The organism is [Zimmermannella] alba NBRC 15616 (assembly GCF_001570905.1).
GTDB classification, from domain to species: domain Bacteria; phylum Actinomycetota; class Actinomycetes; order Actinomycetales; family Microbacteriaceae; genus Pseudoclavibacter; species Pseudoclavibacter albus.
Genome location: NZ_BCSO01000001.1, coordinates 302,402 through 323,360 on the forward strand (window position 1 = coordinate 302,402; position 20,959 = coordinate 323,360).

Sequence of the window (20,959 nt, forward strand, 5' to 3'; positions counted from 1 at the left end):
CCCCAATCAGAGCGGGACGCGCGGAGTCTTAGTGCTCGCAGGCGGACTCGGACGTTTCCCCCGGGCGCACAATGCGCTGCTCGGTCGTGCTCACCGGCACGAGCTCGAGGCGGCGACGGTCGAAGACGTGCATCGTGAGCTCGCCAGCGCTCGCTTCAATACGCGGGCCCTTGCCAAGCTGCCAGCGAGCATCCACAGCACTCAGTGTGTACGAACGAGCGAGCGTACGGCCGTGGCCCGGCACGCGAAGACGGTTGAGTACAACAGCAGCCGTCGAACGGGGGCTCAAACGGATGTCAGCGCCGACCGCCTCAGACATGTCGTACGCGTGGACGATCGCTTCGGTGAGCTCAATGATCGAGACGCGCTGGCGGCCACGGACCTTGTTGTCTGCGATGGCGCGAAGCTCCTGTGCGAGCTCTGGCACCGGACGCGAACCAATCTCGCGGCCAATCTCGGCGATCGCGTGACTGGGGGAGAAGTGCTTGCCGAAGTAGGCACCAGCACCGCTGGCAATCATCGACCAGCGCGTGGTGCCAAGGCGCCAAATGAGGTGACCGGCAACATCGCGGACGCGCCACTCCGAGCACATGCTCGGGGCATCCCATGCGGCGTCATCGAGCGAGAGCAACATGGCCGCGGTACGGTCGAGCGTCGTCGCAATGTGTGCGCTCCAGTCGCCAGAAACGCGACTCGACGGCGTGAAGTACGGCCGGGGTTGCGAAATGGGAGCGTCAGACACGCGTCGAGTATCGCAGATGTTTGCTCGAGAGCTGCTGAAGGTCCGCGACACGCGACGGCATACGGGAAATCCCGTAGACTTGTGGCGCCGCAATCGCTGTTGGCCTGATCTGTTCCGCCACGATTGCCGCGCCGCGTTGTGCTCGCGTGCGGTGTCTGCCTTCTTCGCCCGCCGAGCCACACAGGTGTTCTCCCATTCCGCAGTGCATTAGAGGAGGGGCATGGCTGGCAAGGCCCGCGCCCGAGGTGCTTCACGCGCCAACAACCGTCACCGTCGAGCAGTCGATAACGAGGGTGTCATCCCGCAGCTTGCGCGCGCCGCGCGCGAGGTAGAGGCGGCTGCCCAGCGCGGTCGTCTCTCGCCTGCGAACCGCACGAAGTTCCAGGTGGTTGCCCTCCTCATGCGTGAAGAGCGCGCGAAGGCCCGTGAGGGGCAGGAGCTCAGCGACCACGAGCGGGCAGATGCGCTCAAGCGCCTCGATGGCCTCGCCTCGATCCTCGCGAAGACCGCAGCACGCGACCCTTCCCTCATCCAGCTTCTCGCACCCGAAACCCCCATCACGGAGCAGGGCCGGAAGCTGCGCAAGCAGATGCTCTTCGCAGGCGGCGTCGACATTGTTGCCGACGACGAACCCGAGACTCCCGCCACGCGTGCAGCAAAGATCGTGCCGCCGGAGATCGCTGAGCGTCAGGTGCTCCCGGTGAGCGTCCGTTCGCGCGTGCGCTCAAACCCCTTCCTCGAGCCGAAGCTCGACAAGCTTGAGCCGGTCGTTCCCCGCTACTCGCGCCTGCGTGACTGGGAACTCCTTGGCCCTCTCCTGCGTGCGTTCGAGCAGGGCGCCGGTGGTGGATCCGCGTGCATGCCGCTTCCGGAGGTGCCGAAGCACGACCGCATCACCCCCAAGGGCCTCGAGCTCATGCCGCACCAGGCGCGCTTCGCTGAGGCGGTCAAGCGCGGCCACCGCACCTTCCTCCTCGCCGATGAACCGGGCCTCGGCAAGACCGCGCAGTCGGTGCTCGCAGCATCCATCGCCCAGGCGTATCCACTGCTTGTCGTTGTGCCGAACGTCGTCAAGACGAACTGGGCGCGCGAAGTTGAGCGCTGGACGCCGCAGCGTCGCGCCACGGTCATTAGCGGTGACGGTGCGGATGTCGACGCCTTCGCCGACGTGTTCATTGTGAACTACGAGATCCTCGACCGTCACCTCGGCTGGCTTTCGCAGCTCGGCATCAAGGGCATGATCGTCGACGAAGCGCACTTCATTAAGAACCTGCAGTCGCAGCGCTCGCGCCTCGTCATGCAGCTCGCGCGCGGCGTCCGCGAACGCGTCCCCGGGTCTGAACCGCTCCTCATGGCGCTCACCGGTACGCCCCTCATCAACGACGTCGAGGACTTCAAGGCGATTTGGCGCTTCCTCGGCTGGCTCGATGACCAGGACCGCCCCTCGCCGAAGTTGCTCGACCGCCTCGACCAGGATGGCCTTGTGCCAAGCGACCACGGCTTCCTCGCCGCGGCACGCCAAGCCGTCATCGACCAGGGCATCGTGCGTCGTCGCAAGATCGACGTCGCGAAGGACCTCCCGGCGAAGCGTGTCGTCGACATGCCCGTGGAACTGGACACGGCCGAAACGAAGTCGATTCAGCAGGCCGAACGCTCGCTCGTGTCGCGTCTGCTGGGCCGCTACGAGCGGATGATCGCCGCCGCTGGTCTTCCGAGCGGCACGATCGACGTCGAGCGCCTGCGCATGATTGCCCGTCAGGAGGTCGAGGAATCGAAGGCGCAGAGCTCGGGCGAATCGATCTTCTCGATGCTGCGCCGTCTCGGCCTTGCGAAGGCAGAACTCGCCGCCGAATACACCGCGCAGCTCGCGCGCTCGGCCGGCAAGGTCGTGTTTTTCGCGAAGCACATTGAAGCGATGGACCGTGCTGAAGCCGTTTTCGCGGACCAGGGCCTGCGATCGGTGTCGATCCGCGGTGACCAGAGCTCGAGCGCACGTGAAAAGGCGATCGCTGTCTTCCAAAACGACCCCGAGGTGCAGGTCGTCGTCTGCTCGCTCATGGCAGCAGGTGTTGGCCTCAACCTCCAGGCGGCGTCGGACGTCGTCCTCGCTGAGCTCAGCTGGACTGCCGCCGAGCAGCAGCAGGCGATCGACCGCGTCCACCGCATCGGTCAGGAAGAGCCCGTGACGGCGTGGCGCATTGTGGCCGCGCAAACGATTGACGCGCGCATCGCCGAACTCATCGACGCGAAGCAGGGCCTCGCCGCTCGCGCACTCGATGGCGATGAGCACAGTGACGACTCGCACGATTCCATCCAGGTGGATGCACTCGCGGCGCTGCTGCGCGAAACGCTGGAGGCACGCGCAACGCGTTCTTAGAGCTTTGCACTTGCGCCCGAAACTGCCCGTTTCCCTTGGACTCTTGCCCACGGGGAACGGGCAGTTTCTATGGGTAGGCTGGATCGCTGAGGATTCATCCACTACGAGTGCTTCGCTAGGAGGCCTTTCACTATGATCGATCTCGATAACCCGCTCCGCGCTGAGTCGGACAACTACCGAACCGAGCGGGACTCGCTTGGGGAACTTCAGATCCCCGCCGAGGCTTATTGGGGCATCAACACGGCACGTGCCGTCGAAAACTTCGCGATCTCTCGCCGTCCGGTGAGCGTCTACCCGGACTTCGTGATCGCTTACGCACAGGTCAAGCAGGCCGCTGCTCGCGCCAACCGTGAGATTGGCGTGCTCGACGAAGAGCGTGCAGACCTCATCGACCGCGCCTGCCAGGACATCATCGACGGCAAGCTCCACGAGCAGTTCGTCGTCGGCGTCGTGCAGGGTGGTGCTGGTACCTCTACGAACATGAACGCGAACGAGGTCATCGCGAACCGCGGTCTCGAGCTCGCTGGCCGCCCCTTCGGCGACTACGAGTTCCTCTCGCCGAACGATCACGTGAACCGTTCACAGTCGACGAACGACACCTACCCCTCGGCAGTGAAGATTGCGCTCGTCCACACGGTCACGCGCCTCATCGCTGAGTACGAGCTCCTCCAGAACGCCTTCGCCATGAAGGGCCTCGAGTTCAAGCACATCCTGAAGATTGGTCGCACCCAGCTTCAGGACGCCGTGCCGATGACGCTCGGCCAGGAGTTCAACGCTTTCGCTACGACGCTCGGTGAGGACGTCCAGCGCCTTCGCGACGTGCTTCCGCTCCTCCTCGAGCTCAACCTCGGCGCGACCGCGATCGGTACCGGTATTGCCGCTGACTCGGCCTACGCTCCGGCCGTCATCCGCCACCTCCGCGAGATCACCGGCTACGAGCAGCTCGTCACCGCACGTGACCTCATCGAGGCCACGAGTGACACGGGCGTGTTCATGTCGCTCTCGAGCGTCATGAAGCGCACCGCCATGAAGCTCTCGAAGGTCTGCAACGACCTCCGCCTCCTCTCCTCGGGCCCGCAGGCCGGTCTCGGTGAGATCAACCTCCCGCCGCGCCAGGCTGGCTCGAGCATCATGCCGGGTAAGGTCAACCCGGTCATCCCGGAGGCCGTGAGCCAGGTTGCCTATGTCATCGCCGGTGCCGACGTCACCGTGTCGATGGCTTCGGAGGGCGGCCAGCTCCAGCTCAACGCCTTCGAGCCGGTCATCGCTCACACGCTCATGCAGAACTCGACGTGGCTCCGCCGCGCAGCCCGCACGCTCCGCGTGAACTGCGTCACCGGCATCACCGCGAACGAAGAGCGCCTGCAGAACATGGTTGCCACCTCGGTTGGCGTCATCACGGCCCTCATCCCGGTCATCGGTTACGCGCCGGCATCGAAGCTCGCGAAGGAGGCGCTGGCCTCGAACGCGAACGTGGCTGATCTCGTGGTCGAGCGTGGCCTGCTCACTCGCGAAGAGGTCGAAGCAGCGCTCCAGCCGAAGAAGCTCTCGGGTGTCCAGCCTGAAACCGGCGCAATCCAGGTCATCTCGCCGGAAGACCTTGCGCAGCGTGAGGCTCGCCTCGACTCGCACGACCGTCTCGACCTGAGCTAGTCGGCTCGACACGAAGAAGGCCCCCGTACCTTGTGTGCGGGGGCCTTCTTCGTGTCTCGGCGCGTGGTAGCGAACCACGGGCCGAGACCCAGAGGCTTACTTGCCGTCGTGCTCGGTGGGGGAGACCATGTCGTCGTCTTCGTCGTCTTCCCACGTCTCGAGGGCGTCCTCGCGAGCGGCACCGAAACGAACGAACCCGTCGCTCGTGGCTTCACGGCTGCGTGCGATCTCCTCGTCGATGCGGTTGCGCATTTCTTCGAGCTGCTCGGTTGAGTAGGCGCGGAGCTCTTCGCTGCGACGGCGGAGGTCCTCTGCCGTGAGCGTGACCTTCGACTGGAGGTCTTCGGCCTGGGTCGTGAAGCGTTCGGCGAGGTCACGAGTACCACCGACGACAGTTTGGGCAAGCTGCTGGGCGCTTTCGCCAGCACGGCCGAGGACGAGGCGACCTGCCTGTCCGCCTTCACCGCTGAGCTGACGGGCAGCCTGCGACACACGGGGAGTCGCGTTGTCGATCGCGCGCTGGGTGCTGGCCAAACCACGCTGCACCGGTGTGCTCGACGCAACATGGCGGGAGAACTGCTGGATCTGACGGTAGCGCTCGTGCCCAGCGCGGGCGCCGAGGACAAAACCGACTCCGGCTCCGAGGAAGAAGATGACGCGGTTCATGTCTTTCACGATACCGGTCCAAGGTCAGCGCGCGGTGCGTCGTCGAGATGACATGCGGACTGGGTACACTCGTTCGACGCGACGAGAGGGACGGGATGCGATACATCGAAGAGACCGCACCGGGTCGCCGCGATGCCAGCAACAGCCTGTGGGTTGCGGTCGTTGGTGTGCTGCTCGTCTTTTTGCTCATCGTCGTTGGCTGGCTGCTCGTCACGCTCGAAGCGAGCGCGATCATCATGGCGCTGCCAGCAATGGTGCCGCTCGCGATCGTGCTTGGCTCGGCCTGGTGGCTTGACCGCTGGGAGCCTGAGCCTCGCCTGTTGCTTGCTCTCGGCCTTGTCTATGGCGCCGGTGCTTCTGTGCTCGGCACCCTCTGGGGTGGCAATCTCATGATGCGCGTCACCGGCAAAGCACTTGAGCTTCCGATCGGTGAAGCCATCGCGATCTCGGTGCAGGGCCCGGTTGTCGAGGAAGTGATGAAGGGCCTCGGCCTGCTCCTCATCCTCGCCATCGCGCGCCGCGAGTTTGACGGCCCCGTGGACGGCTTCATCTACGCCGCCATGATCGGCGCTGGCTTCGCCTTCACCGAAAACATCCTCTACTTTGCGAATGCCGGTGAAGAGAGCCTCGTGTGGACGCTCGTCGTCCGCGGCATCCTCTCGCCGTTCGCGCACGCGCTCTTTACTGGCCTCGCCGGCATGGCGCTTGGATGGGCAGCTCGTTATGGCGGCACGTGGCGTGTCGTCGCGGGGTGGGTTGGCGGCACCGTGCTCGCGATTCTTGCCCACGCGTTCTGGAACACCGGTTCGGTGCTGCTCCTGCCGCTTGTCGGGGTTGACCCGTCGAACCCGGTGGCGTGGATCGCGTTCTATGTGCTCGTGCAGATCCCGCTGTTCTGCGTCATCGTCTGGTTCCTCCTGCACCTTCGCGAGCGCGACCGCCGCATGACGAAGGCGCGCCTCGAGGAATACTGTGAAAAGGGCTGGTTTACCCCGAACGAGGTCGCCATGATCACCGACTGGGGATCCCGCGTGAAAGCGCTCCGGTGGGCGAAGCAAGGCGGCGACGAACGACACCGCGCCATGCGTGACTTCATCGAGGACGCCACGCGCCTCGCCTATGCACGCGAGCACGCACGAATCGACAAGCGTGACCCTGATCGTCGTCGCGTCGAGCGTTCGCTCCTGAAGCGCGTGCAGGAAGACCGTTCCCGCATCCAGCGGGCAGGAACGACAGCCACCGCGATTGCCGCAGCCGCCACGGGACAGATCCCGATCATTCGCCAGGACGAGCCGACACTCCGTGACGAAGATCAGGCGCCCCTGACTCCCGCGTAATTCCTCCGTGCTGGGATTCACGAGTCTCCCTCGCAAGATGGAATCTCGCCGGATGCGCTTCGGCATGCAGTTTTCTCGACACACGCGGGCTTTACCCTAGGTGCCCGGTGTCGCATTCGCGGCCCGCGTCCATCTGAGGAGTTTCATCTGTGACCGGTCAATGGCAAGCACCCCAGCAGCCCAATCGGGGAGTTTCGCAGTACGGACAGCCTGTGCTCGGAGCCGATGGCCGGCCCGCCGCAGGGCCTGGGGCTTCGCCGGGTGCCTCGCAGGCGGGATGGCATCAGGGCCAGCCTGCTGCGCAGATGCAGCCGAGCGCGGGACAGAACCCGCAGTATCGCCAGAACGCGCCCTACGGGCAGGCTCCCGGCTACGGCCAGCCCCAGCAGCAGCCCTATGGCCAGGCACAGCAGTCCTACCAGCAGCCGCGTGCTCCGCAGCAGCCGTACGGACAGTACGCTCAGCCAGCTGGCATGCAGCCCTACGGCGCTCAGCAGGCGAGTGGCTACCGCCAGGGCGGCTTCGCATCGCCGAACGCCTACGGTGCGGTCGCACAACCTCAATCACAGCAGGCGCACCTCCACAGTCGCTTTCTTGAAGCCGCACCGCCCAAGCGTGAGAACGTCGGCATGGTGGCTGTCACGATTATCGTGGGCGTGATTGCTGCCATCGTGCTCGCGTTCTTTCTGTTCATGATGTGGATGAGCGGAAATGGTCTGGCTGCCGCGATTAGCGTTCTCGTCGCGGTGCTTCCCATCTCGTTCGTGTGGCTTGTTGTCTGGTTTATCGACCGCTGGGAGCCTGAGCCTCCGTCTTACCTCTTTGCTGCCGTATTTTGGGGTGGTGGTATCGCGGTCGGGTTGACCTTCTTGCTCAACTTCGTCTTCATGATGCCCGTCTTCGCCCTGCTCGGCTGGGAACAGGAAGCCGCCGGCGCTGTCGTTGGTGCACCTCTTACGGAAGAGTGGTCAAAGGGACTCGGGCTGTTGCTCATTGCCTTTGCTGCGAAGCGTCACCTCAATAACCCGGTCGACGGCATCGTGTATGGCGCGCTCATGGGCGCGGGGTTCGCCTTCACTGAAAACATCCTGTACTTCAGCGGTGCCCTCGCCGAGTATGGCGTTGCCGGGATCACGCAGCAGTTCTTTGTCCGCGGTATTGCGTTGCCGCTGCTGCACCCTATCTGTGTGTCGATGACGGGTCTTGCCGTGGGGTATGCGGCACGTCGTGGGGGAGCCTTCCGCATCATCCTTGCTTGGCACCTCGGTCTCATCCCCGGGATGCTGCTCCACTTCGCGTGGAACTCGACCGCCACGCTCGCAGGTGCCGCATCCACCGAGGACGAAGCGTTCTCGACGCTCCTCATTGGCTTTTTTGGCATCATGGTTCCGGCCTTCGTCGGCTGGATCGTGCTCGTGGGACTCTTGCGTCGCGGTGAGTCGAAGTTCACACGCTCCCGCATCCAGGATTACGCAGCGGTCGGATGGTATTCACCCGCCGAGGTTGACATGCTCTCGACGATGCGTGGCCGCAGTGCCGCCCGTCGTTGGGCGCGTCACATGGGGCCGGGCGTCGGCAAGGACATGCGCGAGTTCATCTCTGAATCGACGCACCTCGCCGTGTGCCGGTACCGAATCCTCAAGTCTCCGAATGAGCAGCGCTATCGCCTCGATGAGAAGGAAACCCTCGACATCCTGAGCTCGCTGCGCACGCGCCTCAATCAGGCCCAGCAGCATCGTTTCGGCTAGACGGAGCGATTCCACAGCGTTTCCCGCGCTACGCTTCGACCGACCCAACTCGCCCCCAATCAAGGAGCAGACATGGACATGAACCGTACCAAGCCTGAGATCGACGCCCCCGAGGGGCCAGCTCCCGCGGAGCTCGTCATTGAAGACATCATTGTCGGTGACGGCGCTGAGGCGCAGGCCAGCTCGACGGTCGACGTGCACTACCTCGGCGTTGAGTACGACTCGGGCGAGCAGTTCGACGCCTCGTGGGACCGCGGCTCGTCGATCGAGTTCCCGCTCTCGCGCCTCGTGAAGGGCTGGCAGGAGGGCATCCCCGGCATGAAGGTTGGCGGTCGCCGCAAGCTCATCGTCCCGCCGGCGCTCGCCTACGGTCCGGCCGGCATGGGTCACCCACTTTCGGGCAAGACCCTCATCTTCGTCATCGACCTGCTCGGTGTGAAGTAGGCGCGGACTTGCTCGACAGGCCGCTCGGACTCGGGCGGCCTGTCGCGTTTCCGACGGCTCTTCTCCCGTGCGGTCGCTGGCTTGTCTACTCGGTGGTAGCATTGACAAGTTGCCGTCCACCGGCCGCGGAACCAGAGAGCTCACACATCGGGTGTTGGGCGCCGCGCAACGGACACGAAAGGGAGAGCCACATGGCACTCAACGCCGAAATCAAGAAGCAGATCATCGACGAGTACGCAACGCACCCCGGTGACACCGGCTCGCCCGAGGTCCAGATCGCGATCATGTCGTACCGCATCAAGGAGCTCACCGAGCACCTCAAGTCGCACAAACACGACCACCACTCGCGCCGTGGCCTGCTCCTGCTCGTCGGCCAGCGCCGCCGCATGCTCGGTTACCTCGCAAAGGTTGACATTGAGCGTTACCGTTCGCTCATCGAGCGCCTCGGTCTCCGCCGATAACACTTCGCGCCACAATCTTTCGCATCGCCCCGGGCTACGGCCTGGGGCGATGTTGCGTTGTTGGGTGTTGACCGTGGCGCGGCGCGCGGTGCGCGCAAACGTAAACTGGAACTATGCCCGCATCCCATGAATTCACGCTGAACCCTGCCGGAATCCCGGATATGACTCCCGAAGTGGACGAGCTCGCAGACCTCCGCGGTGACGAAGCTGATGGTGAGGCGTGGCGCCACGGTTACCCGTATGCATCCAAGTTGTCGCGCCGCGTGTACGAGCGTCAGAAGCGTGCCTTGCAGATTGAACTCCTCAAGCTGCAGACGCACGTGAAGGAATCGGGTAAGAAGATCGTCATCATCTTTGAGGGTCGCGATGCTGCGGGCAAGGGTGGTGCGATCAAGCGTTTCATGGAGCACCTCAACCCGCGTGGTGCTCGCGTGGTTGCGCTCGAGAAGCCGACCGAGCGTGAACGGAGCCAGTGGTACTTCCAGCGCTATGTGCAGCATCTGCCAGCAGCTGGTGAAATCGTCATGTTTGACCGGTCATGGTACAACCGTGCCGGTGTCGAGCGCGTGATGGGCTTCTGCACACCTGAGGAATACCTTGAGTTCACCCGTTCGGCGCCCGAGTTTGAGCGCATGCTCGTGCATTCGGGGATCTCGCTCATCAAGTTCTGGTTCTCGGTGGGGCGCGCAGAGCAGCACGCCCGCTTCCTGTCGCGCCGCGATGACCCGGTGCGTCAGTGGAAGCTGAGCCCCACAGACCTTGCCTCGCTCGACAAGTGGGACGACTACACAGCGGCGAAGGAAGCCATGTTCTTCTACACGGACACGGCTGAGTCGCCGTGGACAGTCGTCAAGTCGAACGACAAGAAGCGTGCCCGCCTCGAAGCGATGCGCTACGTGCTCTCGCGTTTCGATTACCCGCAGAAGAACACGAAGGTTGCGACGAAGCCCGACAAAAAGATTGTCGGTTCGCCCCGCGTGATCTACGACGAGGGCGAGCAGCCTTCGGGCGAATTTGGCTCGGTGCACCGGTTCTAACGGTATCCACGGCGGCGGCAGGCTTCGGTTTGCCGCCGTCGATTGTGTGAGGGCCCAGATGACGCCAGGTGACGGAATTTGACCGTAGGTCACGACGCAAGATGCGCCGTGTGGCTGGCTCTTCCTACGGTCTCAGGCATGACGACACACACGCCCGATGAACTTGCCTGTGCGTTGCGCACGGGAATCGAATCCGACATCTCACACGGTGCAGTGACACCGCCGATCCATGTCTCCTCGAACTTCAGCTTCGAGTCGTTTGGAGTGCCGCGTCGCTTCGACTACACGCGGAGCGGGAACCCAACTCGTGCGCTTTTTGGTGATGCGGTGGCAGCCCTCGAAGGCGGTGCCGGAGCGACCGTTGTCTCGACCGGGATGTCAGCGATCGCGCTCGCTGTCGTTGCACTCACCGAAGCAGGCGACCACATCGTCGTGCCGCATGACGCATACGGCGGCTCGTGGCGCCTCTTCGACTCGCTCGCAACACGGCGTGAGATTGTTGTGCACACGCTCGACCTCACGGACACGCAGACAGCGGTAGCGCGCATTCGCGACATCGAGCCGAAGCTTGTGTGGCTCGAGACCCCATCGAATCCGCTCCTTCGCATTACCGATCTCGAAGCGCTCATCGGGGTGGCCAAGAACGTTGGTGCAACGAGCGTCGTCGACAACACCTTCCTGACCCCCTTGGGGCAGCGGCCGTTCCACTTCGGTGCGGGTGTTGTTGTCCATTCGGCGACGAAGTACCTCAACGGTCATTCGGATGTCGTGGCCGGTGTCGCCATCGGACGCACCAAGGAACTGGCCGAGCAGCTCGACTGGTGGGGCAACGTACTCGGCCTGACGGGAAGTCCCTTCGACAGCTACCTTGCGCTCCGGGGGCTTCGCACGCTCGAACTTCGTTTTGCCCGGCATCAGGAGAGTGCCCAGGTGGTCGCCGAGTTCCTCGCATTGCACGACGCAGTGAAGCGCGTGCACTTTCCCGGCCTTGCGACGCACCCCGGACATGAGCTTGCACGTCGCCAGCAGCTGGGGTTCGGTGGCATGCTCTCGTTCGAATTGCGAGGTGGTGAGGCTGCTGTCCGGCGATTCCTCGACGGCCTGGAGTACTTCAGCCTGGCCGAGTCTCTTGGGGGAGTGGAAAGCCTCATTGCGCATCCCGCCACCATGACGCACGCGTCGATGACACCGCAGGCGCGCGCGAATGCCGGCGTGAGTGACGAGCTGCTGCGCCTCTCGATCGGGATTGAGCCGGTGGAGGCGCTGCTTGGTGATCTCGAGGCGGGCATTGCCCGTGCGGCAGCGGTCTTCGAGTCGACCTCCTGAGACTGTGTCCTGACACGATCCCGCTCAGTTCATCCTCCGGGGTGAGAACATCCGGTGACGAGACGGTTACTGATAAGTGTTGTGAATTGCGCTACCCCCCCGGCGTGGGATATTGATGTTGCTCGAACAATGCTGCAGCGCCGAGCGCCACGTATCTAGGGACCCATGGAGGGGTAATGAAACTGAATCGAGTCATTGGGGCACTTGCACTCGGCGCTGCCCTGCTTGGCGGCAGCTTCGTCGTGAGCGAGCCAGCCTCGGCCACTGACATCACCAAGTATGTTGATGGTGGCAAGTGGCACTACGGAGTGAAGGAACCGTCCAGCCAGTTCATTGTGTTTTCGGATTACTTCCACCCGAAGACCGTCCACCGTAGCACTGCGTGTGGCACCAAGGGGTGTGTGCGCAGCCGCAATGCCAACCCCGGCAAATGCTCTGAGGCGAGCGTCGTTACGACGGTCTCCTTGTTTGGCAAGGTCAACGAGGCCTACTACTACAATTACTGACAACTATGTGGTGGGGGCAGCTGTTAGTGGCCCCACCACTTTGTGAATGGGGTGCATATGAAACGATTGGCGACGGCCGTGGCGCTCATGGGGGTGCTGTGCGCACTGGCAGGATGCGCAGAGTCGTCCGCTGGGGAAGTTGCTTCGCCAGCCGCAGAACCGTCCACTATTCCAGAACCCAATTTCTCAGGTCCTTATGCCGCGGAGTTCCACCAGGCGTTTGCGTTGGCCCCGGATGATGAAATTCGGCAAATGCTTGTCGACGAGACGATTTCGGATAAGGAATTTCAGACCGTTGAGCAGCGATATTCCACATGCTTGTCGAGCCGAGGCGTTACTCACGGGGGTTTTGAATCGGATGGAAGCTCCTCATTCACATTCGAATCAGGAATGACCTCGGACGAAGCCAATGCTGCCGCAGACGAGTGTTCGAGGAGTGAAGGCGTCGACGCTGTGATGTGGATGTACTACACGGTTCGCGAAAATCCAACAAATGCAGACACATCGCAAGCCATGGTTGCATGTCTGATTCGAGCTGGCGTCGTCCCCTCTACCTTGACCGTGGAAGATCTCAAGGCGGGCAAGGACCTCGAGCAGGCCACGGTGTCCCGACAGGAGTACTTCACGGCGTACAACTCGTGCGATGCAGACCCCGAACACGCGTATGCGGGCTGATCGACGAAGCGGCCTGATCTCGCTTGGACTCATTGGTGGGCTGGGTCTTCTCCTCACCGGTGTTCTCGTGGGATATTTTCTCGCTCCGCAACAAGGGCCGAGTGAGTTGGCGGCCCCCGTAGATGGCAGTTATCCCGTCGCCGAGGAGTTGTTCGATGATGCTCGCGACGTTGAACTCGATATCGGGTTTGCCGAATCGACTTCACTCACAGTCAATCGTCCGGGAACAGTGACAGCGGTCTCATGTGAGGTTGGCAAGCCGGTGAGTTCAGGCACGACCCCCATCGAGATTGATGGACAGGCCGTGCTAGCCCTCGCCACGTCAAAGCCGCTGTGGCGTGAACTCAAGAATGGTGACTCCGGGGAGGATGTGGATGCTCTTCGTGCTGCGCTTGCAGACCTTGGCGCGCCACTTGACAGAACAGGTTCGCTCAACTCAAGCGTTCTTGCCGCAGTTGCAGATTTCATCGGTGAGCCCCACGAGACGGTGAAGTCGGTGAATCCCGGCATGTTTATATGGCTTTCCGACCAAGGTGGGCTCGTTGAATCGTGTCCTTTGCGTGTCGGTATGAGAGCCGAAGAGAATGCTGCGGCGATTCATATCTCTGGTGCAGTCGAGTCAGCTCAAGTGGTCGACTATCCGCGTGACGTCGCAACCGGCGCCCACGTCCTTCAGGTTGGCGAGCAAGGAATTGCCGTAGACGACGCCGGGCGCATCGCGGACTCCGATCTTGCCAAGCTTGCCGCGAGCAGCGAGGTTCAGGATGCGCGGATGCAATTGGCTGGGGCCCCAGCCAATGGAAACAGCGACGCAGGGACGGACGCGACGAACAGCTCAACAAGTAGCGAGGCGCAGCACGCAACGCTCACCGTGATGCTGTCATTGGCGACACCGCGCACGGTTGGCTCGGTGTCACCCGCGGCCCTGTTCGGAACCGTTGGCACGAAGGCATGCATGACGGATGGTACGGAGATCGTGCCGGTGACGGTTCTTGGTTCGCGAACAGGCGTCACGTTCGTTGAACCAGCAGGTGAGAAGCCCCTGCCGCATGTCGCCACTGCACCGAACGATCTCAGCCTGACCTGCAGTCACGCGACATGACGGACTCACCAAGTCTGCACCTCGACAACATTGGACACCGGTTTCGCGACGACCAACCGTGGCTCTTTCGCGATGTGAGTGCGTCTGTGCTTGCCGGTGAGCGAGTGGCGCTTGTCGGTCCAAGCGGGAGCGGAAAGAGCACGCTACTTGGGCTGATTGCAGGATGGATCGAACCCGCAGCGGGCACGGTCGAGCTCGCGGGCATTGAACGCACGCAATGGGTATTTCAGAATCCGCACGGCGTTGCCCACCGGGATGCACTCGATCATGTTGTCTTGCCGATGCTCGTCGGTGGTTTCACACGCGCCGATGCGGAGCAGGAAGCGGTTGATCTGCTCGCATCGCTTCATCTTGAGCATCTCGTGGATCGGCGGCCCTTTTCACGCTTGTCTGGTGGCGAAGCGCAGCGGCTCATGTTCGCTCGCGCCATTGCCAGTCGGCCTCAGCTCATGCTCGTGGATGAGCCGACTGCACAGCTTGATCGAGCTTCCGCGCAAGCGGTGAATGAGGCGGTTCAACGTCTGAGCGACGGTGGGGCGATTGTCATCGTGGCGACTCACGATGATGACACTGCCGCCGCGTGCGACCGCGTCATTAACCTGGCCGATTATCGCGACAGACCGCTTGGGGGTGAACATGCGAATTGGAGTGCTGATCAGTGAGATCTGGCGTAACGTCTTGACCGGCACGACACGACTGGGTTTGTGGACGATGGCGTTCACAGTGGCCGTTGGCGTGCCCGTTGCCTTTGAATTCCTGTCCATCGCTCAGCTCACAGCCGAATCCAATGAGTACCGGAGCTCGGGTGCAAATGTGATGACCGTCCAGAGCGAGGGTCTCGTGAGTGGCAGCGCCTGCGTGGCTCTTGGGCAACTGCCGGGCGTTGCATCGGTAGCACTCCGCCACGAGCAAGATCCAATCAACGTCACATCGCTCACCACGACACCGCTCGAACACTATGTGGTGGCTGGAGATGTGCGTGAAGTCTTCTTTGTTCAATTGGTGGGGGAGGGGCGCGCCGGACTATTCCTCTCCGAGGAAGTCGTCCGCACGCTTGGACTTCAGCGCGAGCTCGCAACCAGTGAAGGGCAATTACCTGTCGCAGGCGTCTTCCCCTACCCCGACGACGGTCGTCGCGGTGGGTTTGGTTTCGCTGCCTTGGAAGAGGAGGCGGTGAGCGCGACAGGATACGACGAGTGCTGGATCGCGATGTGGCCTGAACGGGAGGACGCGGCCTCGCTCGTGCGCTCGACGCTTCGTGGTAGCGGTGACCAGCATGGGGCGCAGCCCATCGTCGGTCAACTCAACATGAGCCATGGAGCGCATTTTGACGGTCATGATCGATTCATGGGGCGCCTGTCGCGATTTGCACCGTGTCTGAGCGCACTCATGGGCGCCGCCCTCGGATGTCTCGCCTCAAGCCGGCGGCGGCTCGAGTTCGCATCCCTGCGACACTGCGGCGCACGACAACACGAACTGTTGACGTGGCAGCTGCTCGAGAGTGGCACATGGATTCTGTGCGGCGTGGTGCTTGCGGCCCTGGCGTCGAGCATTGTGGCGTGGAACTGTCAGATCGATGCTGAGACCGCGTTCCGGCATGGGGTGCCATCCATAGCGGCTGGCGCGCTCGCCGTCCTCTTTGCTGTTTCCTGCTGTGTTGGATCAATTCGCGAATCGCACCTCGTCAAGTTCTTCAAGGAACGCTGACACTGACTTCCGGAAATGTCAGACCCCGCTGCTAGGCTCAGCCTCGCAAGTACATACTCGCGGTCGGCACATGCTGATCCTCGGTAGCGGGTTTCTGGGCAGCGTCCAGAGGCGCCACTTCTGACGATCAGCCAGACGTGCACGTACATGTTCTGTTGCTGTCTGCCGCGATCGACAGAAAGGACAGGTCCTTGGAAGGTCCTGACGTGAAGTTCTCCGAAGTCGTTCTCGACAACGGCAAGCACGGTACCCGCAAGATTCGTTTTGAGGCTGGCCGCCTCGCCCAGCAGGCGCAGGGCTCCGCCGTCGCCTACCTCGACGACGAAACGATGCTCCTCTCGGCCACCTCGGTCTCGAAGCAGCCGAAGGACAACTTCGACTTCTTCCCGCTCACCATCGATGTGGAAGAGCGTTCCTACGCAGCCGGCAAGATCCCGGGTTCGTTCTTCCGCCGCGAGGGCCGCCCCTCGACGGAAGCGATCCTCGCCTGCCGCCTCATTGATCGCCCGCTGCGCCCCTCCTTCGTTGACGGCCTCCGCAACGAGGTGCAGGTTGTTGTGACGGTCCTCTCGATCGCACCGGGCGAGTTCTACGACGCGCTCTCGATCAACGCCGCATCGATGTCGTCGCAGCTCTCGGGCGTCCCGTTCTCGGGGCCGATCGCTGGTGTCCGCCTCGCCCTCATCGAGGGCCAGTGGGTTGCCTTCCCGAAGCACGAGCAGCTCGCAAACGCCGTGTTCGACCTCACCGTCGCTGGCCGCATCATCACGAAGGCTGACGGCTCGGAAGACATCGCCATCATGATGGTTGAGGCTGAGGCCACCGAGCACGCCTGGGAGCTCATCCAGGCTGGCGCGAAGAAGCCGAGCGAAGAGGTTGTCGCTGAGGGTCTCGAGGCTGCAAAGCCGTTCCTCTCGCAGCTCGTGAAGGCACAGCAGCAGCTCGCCGAGCAGGCCGCGAAGGAAGTTCGCGAATACCCGATCTTCCTCCCGTACAACGATGCCGCCTACAACGCCGTCGCAGAACTCGCCGAAGAGGAGCTCGGCTCGGTCTACCAGATCGCCGACAAGCTCGAGCGTCAGGACGCTGATGACGCTCTCAAGGAGCGCGTCAAGACTGCCATCGCCGAAAAGGTTGAAGCGGGCGAGCTCGACGAGGAAATCCTCGGCATGGTCTCGAACGCATACAAGGCCGTCACGAAGAAGGTCGTTCGCGGCCGCATCCTCCGTGAAGGCAAGCGCATCGACGGCCGCGGCATGACCGACATCCGTCAGCTCGACGCTGAGGTGGACGTCGTTCCCCGCGTCCACGGTTCGGCCATCTTCCAGCGCGGTGAGACGCAGATCCTCGGCGTCACCACGCTCAACATGCTCAAGATGGAGCAGCAGATCGACTCGCTCTCGCCGATCACCGCGAAGCGCTACATGCACCACTACAACTTCCCGCCGTACTCGACCGGTGAGACCGGCCGCGTGGGTTCGCCGAAGCGTCGCGAAATCGGCCACGGCTTCCTCGCCGAGCGCGCCCTCGTGCCGGTGCTCCCGTCGCGAGAAGAGTTCCCGTACGCCATTCGTCAGGTGTCGGAGGCTCTCGGCTCGAACGGTTCGACCTCGATGGGTTCGGTCTGCGCCTCGACTCTCTCGCTCCTTAACGCCGGTGTGCCGCTGCGCGCCCCGGTCGCAGGTATCGCGATGGGTCTCGTCTCCGACGAGGTCGACGGTGAGATGCGCTACGCCGCACTCACTGACATCCTCGGCGCTGAAGACGCCCTTGGCGACATGGACTTCAAGGTTGCCGGCACGAAGGAATTCGTGACCGCCATTCAGCTCGACACGAAGCTCGACGGCATCCCCTCGTCGGTCCTCGACGCCGCCCTCAAGCAGGCCTACGACGCCCGCGTCCAGATCCTCGACAAGGCCATTACCGCCGTCATCGACGAGCCGGACGAAATGGCCGAGACCGCACCGCGCATCATCTCGGTGAAGGTCCCCGTCGACAAGATCGGTGAGGTCATCGGGCCCAAGGGCAAGGTCATCAACCAGATCCAGGACGACACCGGCGCCGAGATCTCGATCGAGGAAGACGGCACCGTCTACATCGGCGCAACCGACGGCACCTCGGCCGAGGCCGCTCGCGCCGCGATCAACGCGATCGCGAACCCACAGCAGCCTGAGGTTGGTGAGCAGTACCTCGGTACGGTCGTGAAGATCGCCACCTTCGGTGCTTTCGTCTCGCTCCTCCCGGGCAAGGACGGCCTCCTCCACATTTCGGAGGTCCGCAAGCTCGCCGGTGGCAAGCGAGTCGAAAACGTTGAAGACGTCCTCGGCGTTGGCCAGAAGATCCTCGTGGAGATCACGAAGGTCGACGACCGCGGCAAGCTCTCGCTCGCTCCCGTCCTCGAGGAGAAGGCTGCAGAAGGCGCAGCAGACGCTGAGTAGGTTCCTCTCACACGGCGAATGGCCCCGGCACCATGCCGGGGCCATTCGCCGTTGACACCCGTGTCCCCACCGCTCAGGTCGCAGTTTCGACCTGAGGTCGCGCGACCTGAGGTCGAAACTGCGACCTGAGCTGGCGTGGGAAGGCGCGGGAGCGGGCGCTATGCGCGCTGGTCGGGGTTGGCCCACGTCGCGTGGACATGGCCGCGGGCAATGATGTGCTCGCGCGCCATGAAGTGCACGCGGGCCGGCGTGAGGTCGGCCGGAACCTCAAGGCGCTCCACATCAAGCGCCTGCACCGTCACAAAGTAGCGGTGCGGACCGTGGCCTGCCGGGGGAGCAGCACCGATGAAGTCCGTGCCACCAGCCTCGTTGAGGCGTGCCGTCGCACCCTCCGGCAGCTCACCCTCGGCAAGCTCCTGCACCGACGCCGGAATGTCCGTCACGACCCAGTGCCAGAAGCCCGACATGGTCGGCGCATCCGGGTCGTACACCGTCACCATGTAGCTCTTCGCGTTCGGTACGTGCTCCCATGCGAGCTTCGGCGAACGCTCGCTGCCACCCTGGTCCTTCGACACCTGCGCGAGGGGCAGCTCGCCGCCATCCTGGAACTCGGCGGTGACACGAATCATCGGCACCTCATCGAGCTGCGCGTACGGGTCGTTTCCGTTCTTCACTTCGCTGTCTCCAATCCGCCCGGCGTGAGAAACCCGAGCTCGGCCCATCGTGGCATGTGGAACCGTCGCGAGGCTGATCCGAAACTGTCCGTCCATCGCCTAGGGTGGGTGAGCCATGACGGACGCCATCAGCCTTCCTCTCGACCAAGCCGAACTCGACATCACCCTCGAGCAGGGCACGCGACTTCGCCGAACGATCCTGCCCTCGGGCGTTCGCATCCTCTCCGAGTCCGTGCCGGGCGCGGCAAGCTCGAGCATCGGCTTCTGGGTGCCGGTTGGTTCGCGTGATGAAGCGCCGCACCAGTACGGCTCAACCCACTTCCTCGAGCATCTCCTCTTCAAGGGCACGGCAACGCGCAGCGCCTTCGACATCGCGCTCGCTTTCGACCGAGTCGGTGGCGAACACAATGCCGCTACCGCGAAGGAGCACACGGTCTACCACGCCAAGGTGCGCGACGCCGACCTCCCGATGGCCGTCGAGGTGCTCGCCGACATGCTCTGCGCCTCCGTCATCGACCCAGACGAGTTCGAGACCGAGCGCGGCGTCATCCTCGAAGAACTCGCGATGGCCGACGACGACCCGAACGACGTTCTCTGGGAACGCTTCCACGAGGCCATCCTCAAAGGTCACCCGCTCGGACGCCCGATCGGAGGCACGCCAGAGTCGATCCGCGCAGCGAAGCGGGACGACGTGTGGGACCACTACCGCGCCCACTACCGTCCGGCCGAACTCGTCGTGACCGTTGCTGGTGCTGTCGATCACGCGGCGCTCGTCGACCAGGTCGACCGCGCACTCCGCGCTGGCGGCTGGAACCTCGATGAGGTGCAGAGCCCCTGCGCGCGCCGTCCCCACATCGCCCCCGAGCGTGAGGCGGGCCCCAAGCTCGTGCACGTTGAACGCCCGCTTGAGCAGGTGAACCTCCTCATCGGTACGCCGGGCCTCACCATCCACGACAGTGACCGGCACGCGCACGCCCTCACGCACCGCATCTTTGGTGGCGGTATGTCCTCGCGCCTGTTCCAGGAAATCCGTGAGAAGCGCGGCTACGCCTACTCGGTGCACTCCTTCGCGGGCGGACACTCGGATGCAGGCCTCGCCGGCATGTACGCGGGATGCGCGCCGCAGAGGACGCTTGATGTCATCCGCGTCATGCGCGCAGAACTCGACAAGCTCATCCAGGACGGCGTCACCGAACAAGAACTCAGCGACGCGAAGGGCGCCGCAGCCGGTGTCTCGGCCCTCGCGCTCGAAGACAGCGACACGCGTATGCACCGCCTGGGCCGCAGCGAAATTCACCTGGGGGAGTTCCTTGACCTCCCCGCATCGCTCAAGCGCATGAATGCCGTCACGACAGAAGACTGCCGACGTGTCGCGGAGCGTGTGTTCGGCGGATCACTCCAAGCAGCAGCCGTCGGCACGCTGCCCGACGACGCCCGCACCGCACTCGAGGAACTGCCGTGAGCCACTACATCTACCTCGTCCGCCACGCACAGCAGCGTGACGCAGAACACGGCGTCGTCGATGCACCGCTCGATGACTTCGGCAAGCGCCAGGCCCACAAGGTAGGGCGGCGTCTCGCCCAGGTGCCGTTCACCGCGAAGTACACCTCACCGCTCGACCGTGCACTCGAAACAGCGCGCATCATCGACGGCTACACACAAGGGCCGGACGCTGAGGAGTCGACGCTGCTCTTTGACTGCATTCCCTCTGGCCTCACCGACGAGACACCTGCGTTCTATGAGCGTTTCTTCACCGGCATTCCGAACGAAGACATCGACGCGGGCATCGCCCAGATGCACGACGCCTTCGACGCCTTTCTCACGCGTACCCGCGGCGATGAGCACACGCTCATCGTGACCCACAACTTCGTGATCGGCGCGTTCATTGCGAAGGCGCTCGACTGCCCGAGCTGGCGTTGGCTCGGCCTCAACACGCTCAATGCCTCGATCTCGGTGCTGCGCATTCGTTCAACGAAGCCAGCCGAACTCCTCGTCCTCAACGACGTCGCACACCTCGCGCCAGAAGAGCGCACCGGGGCGACCCTCGCGCAACTGCCGTTCTAGCC

19 protein-coding genes are annotated in these 20,959 nt (G+C 63.4%); 16 read left to right on the top strand and 3 right to left on the bottom strand.

The window, feature by feature from the left end; genetic code table 11:
- Nucleotides 1–28 precede the first annotated feature (28 nt).
- Nucleotides 29–742, bottom strand: a complete 714-nt coding sequence (locus tag ZAL01S_RS01445) for a maleylpyruvate isomerase family mycothiol-dependent enzyme (protein WP_066078626.1) — start codon at nt 740–742, stop codon at nt 29–31.
- A 220-nt stretch (nt 743–962) separates the two neighbouring features.
- Here ZAL01S_RS01445 and ZAL01S_RS01450 point away from each other — a divergent pair, with 220 nt between their 5' ends.
- Together ZAL01S_RS01450 and ZAL01S_RS01455 are read left to right on the top strand one after the other, a co-directional pair.
- A complete protein-coding gene (locus ZAL01S_RS01450; RefSeq protein WP_066078629.1) occupies nt 963–3,119 on the top strand; it encodes a DEAD/DEAH box helicase in 2,157 nt (718 codons plus the stop codon).
- A 132-nt stretch (nt 3,120–3,251) separates the two neighbouring features.
- Nucleotides 3,252–4,772, top strand: coding sequence for an aspartate ammonia-lyase (locus ZAL01S_RS01455; protein ID WP_066078632.1), 1,521 nt, complete (start codon nt 3,252–3,254; stop codon nt 4,770–4,772).
- A 96-nt stretch (nt 4,773–4,868) separates the two neighbouring features.
- On the opposite strand, the gene ZAL01S_RS01460 is transcribed toward ZAL01S_RS01455, so the two are convergent.
- On the bottom strand, nt 4,869–5,438 hold the full coding sequence (locus ZAL01S_RS01460) for a hypothetical protein (RefSeq protein WP_066078635.1): 570 nt from the start codon (nt 5,436–5,438) through the stop codon (nt 4,869–4,871).
- Nucleotides 5,439–5,533: 95 nt separating this feature from the next.
- Between ZAL01S_RS01460 and ZAL01S_RS01465 the strand changes: the two genes are divergently transcribed.
- The 12 genes from ZAL01S_RS01465 (at nt 5,534) to ZAL01S_RS01520 (ending at nt 18,219) form a co-directional block, all read left to right on the top strand.
- Nucleotides 5,534–6,775, top strand: coding sequence for a PrsW family intramembrane metalloprotease (locus ZAL01S_RS01465; protein WP_066078638.1), 1,242 nt, complete (start codon nt 5,534–5,536; stop codon nt 6,773–6,775).
- Nucleotides 6,776–6,924: 149 nt separating this feature from the next.
- A complete protein-coding gene (locus ZAL01S_RS01470) occupies nt 6,925–8,523 on the top strand; it encodes a PrsW family glutamic-type intramembrane protease (protein WP_159421534.1) in 1,599 nt (532 codons plus the stop codon).
- 72 nt (nt 8,524–8,595) lie between these two features.
- Entirely contained in the window at nt 8,596–8,967 is a 372-nt protein-coding gene (locus ZAL01S_RS01475; RefSeq protein ID WP_174519446.1) for an FKBP-type peptidyl-prolyl cis-trans isomerase, read from the top strand.
- Nucleotides 8,968–9,158: 191 nt separating this feature from the next.
- Nucleotides 9,159–9,428, top strand: a complete 270-nt coding sequence (rpsO, locus tag ZAL01S_RS01480) for a 30S ribosomal protein S15 (RefSeq protein ID WP_066078644.1) — start codon at nt 9,159–9,161, stop codon at nt 9,426–9,428.
- 113 nt (nt 9,429–9,541) lie between these two features.
- Nucleotides 9,542–10,465 carry a polyphosphate kinase 2 gene (gene ppk2 / locus ZAL01S_RS01485; RefSeq protein WP_066078647.1) on the top strand — a complete coding sequence of 308 codons (924 nt, stop codon included), beginning with the start codon at nt 9,542–9,544 and terminating at the stop codon, nt 10,463–10,465.
- A gap of 138 nt (nt 10,466–10,603) precedes the next feature.
- Nucleotides 10,604–11,791 carry a cystathionine gamma-synthase gene (gene metB / locus ZAL01S_RS01490; protein ID WP_066078650.1) on the top strand — a complete coding sequence of 396 codons (1,188 nt, stop codon included), beginning with the start codon at nt 10,604–10,606 and terminating at the stop codon, nt 11,789–11,791.
- 176 nt (nt 11,792–11,967) lie between these two features.
- A complete protein-coding gene (locus tag ZAL01S_RS01495; RefSeq protein ID WP_066078653.1) occupies nt 11,968–12,297 on the top strand; it encodes a lactococcin 972 family bacteriocin in 330 nt (109 codons plus the stop codon).
- Nucleotides 12,298–12,354: 57 nt separating this feature from the next.
- Complete coding sequence (locus ZAL01S_RS10195) at nt 12,355–12,972, top strand: hypothetical protein (RefSeq protein WP_159421535.1); 618 nt, start codon at nt 12,355–12,357, stop codon at nt 12,970–12,972.
- A gap of 262 nt (nt 12,973–13,234) precedes the next feature.
- Nucleotides 13,235–14,074 carry a hypothetical protein gene (locus tag ZAL01S_RS01505; RefSeq protein ID WP_159421536.1) on the top strand — a complete coding sequence of 280 codons (840 nt, stop codon included), beginning with the start codon at nt 13,235–13,237 and terminating at the stop codon, nt 14,072–14,074.
- On the top strand, nt 14,071–14,736 hold the full coding sequence (locus tag ZAL01S_RS01510) for an ABC transporter ATP-binding protein (RefSeq protein WP_066078663.1): 666 nt from the start codon (nt 14,071–14,073) through the stop codon (nt 14,734–14,736). Before ZAL01S_RS01505 ends, ZAL01S_RS01510 begins: the two co-directional genes overlap by 4 nt.
- The gene (locus ZAL01S_RS01515; protein WP_217995455.1) at nt 14,639–15,781 is read left to right on the top strand and encodes a hypothetical protein; all 1,143 of its coding nucleotides are present in this window, start codon (nt 14,639–14,641) and stop codon (nt 15,779–15,781) included. Before ZAL01S_RS01510 ends, ZAL01S_RS01515 begins: the two co-directional genes overlap by 98 nt.
- Nucleotides 15,782–15,972: 191 nt before the next feature.
- A complete protein-coding gene (locus tag ZAL01S_RS01520; protein ID WP_066078671.1) occupies nt 15,973–18,219 on the top strand; it encodes a polyribonucleotide nucleotidyltransferase in 2,247 nt (748 codons plus the stop codon).
- 158 nt (nt 18,220–18,377) lie between these two features.
- Here the strand turns inward: ZAL01S_RS01520 and ZAL01S_RS01525 are convergent, their stop codons facing one another.
- A complete protein-coding gene (locus ZAL01S_RS01525) occupies nt 18,378–18,893 on the bottom strand; it encodes a YbhB/YbcL family Raf kinase inhibitor-like protein (protein ID WP_244875295.1) in 516 nt (171 codons plus the stop codon).
- A gap of 115 nt (nt 18,894–19,008) precedes the next feature.
- On the opposite strand from ZAL01S_RS01525, the gene ZAL01S_RS01530 reads away from it, so the two are divergent.
- Together ZAL01S_RS01530 and ZAL01S_RS01535 are read left to right on the top strand one after the other, a co-directional pair.
- Entirely contained in the window at nt 19,009–20,355 is a 1,347-nt protein-coding gene (locus tag ZAL01S_RS01530; protein WP_066078673.1) for a M16 family metallopeptidase, read from the top strand.
- On the top strand, nt 20,352–20,957 hold the full coding sequence (locus ZAL01S_RS01535; protein ID WP_066078676.1) for a histidine phosphatase family protein: 606 nt from the start codon (nt 20,352–20,354) through the stop codon (nt 20,955–20,957). Before ZAL01S_RS01530 ends, ZAL01S_RS01535 begins: the two co-directional genes overlap by 4 nt.
- Nucleotides 20,958–20,959: the final 2 nt, after the last annotated feature.

Coding starts and splice junctions, on each gene's coding strand:
- rpsO (WP_066078644.1), top strand. CDS start 9,159: ATGGCACTCAACGCCGAAATCAAGAAGCAGATCATCGACGAGTACGCA.
- ZAL01S_RS01455 (WP_066078632.1), top strand. CDS start 3,252: ATGATCGATCTCGATAACCCGCTCCGCGCTGAGTCGGACAACTACCGA.
- metB (WP_066078650.1), top strand. CDS start 10,604: ATGACGACACACACGCCCGATGAACTTGCCTGTGCGTTGCGCACGGGA.
- ZAL01S_RS01495 (WP_066078653.1), top strand. CDS start 11,968: ATGAAACTGAATCGAGTCATTGGGGCACTTGCACTCGGCGCTGCCCTG.
- ZAL01S_RS01450 (WP_066078629.1), top strand. CDS start 963: ATGGCTGGCAAGGCCCGCGCCCGAGGTGCTTCACGCGCCAACAACCGT.
- ZAL01S_RS01460 (WP_066078635.1), bottom strand. CDS start 5,438: ATGAACCGCGTCATCTTCTTCCTCGGAGCCGGAGTCGGTTTTGTCCTC.
- ppk2 (WP_066078647.1), top strand. CDS start 9,542: ATGCCCGCATCCCATGAATTCACGCTGAACCCTGCCGGAATCCCGGAT.
- ZAL01S_RS01475 (WP_174519446.1), top strand. CDS start 8,596: ATGGACATGAACCGTACCAAGCCTGAGATCGACGCCCCCGAGGGGCCA.
- ZAL01S_RS01510 (WP_066078663.1), top strand. CDS start 14,071: ATGACGGACTCACCAAGTCTGCACCTCGACAACATTGGACACCGGTTT.
- ZAL01S_RS01515 (WP_217995455.1), top strand. CDS start 14,639: ATGACACTGCCGCCGCGTGCGACCGCGTCATTAACCTGGCCGATTATC.
- ZAL01S_RS01530 (WP_066078673.1), top strand. CDS start 19,009: ATGACGGACGCCATCAGCCTTCCTCTCGACCAAGCCGAACTCGACATC.
- ZAL01S_RS01465 (WP_066078638.1), top strand. CDS start 5,534: ATGCGATACATCGAAGAGACCGCACCGGGTCGCCGCGATGCCAGCAAC.
- ZAL01S_RS10195 (WP_159421535.1), top strand. CDS start 12,355: ATGAAACGATTGGCGACGGCCGTGGCGCTCATGGGGGTGCTGTGCGCA.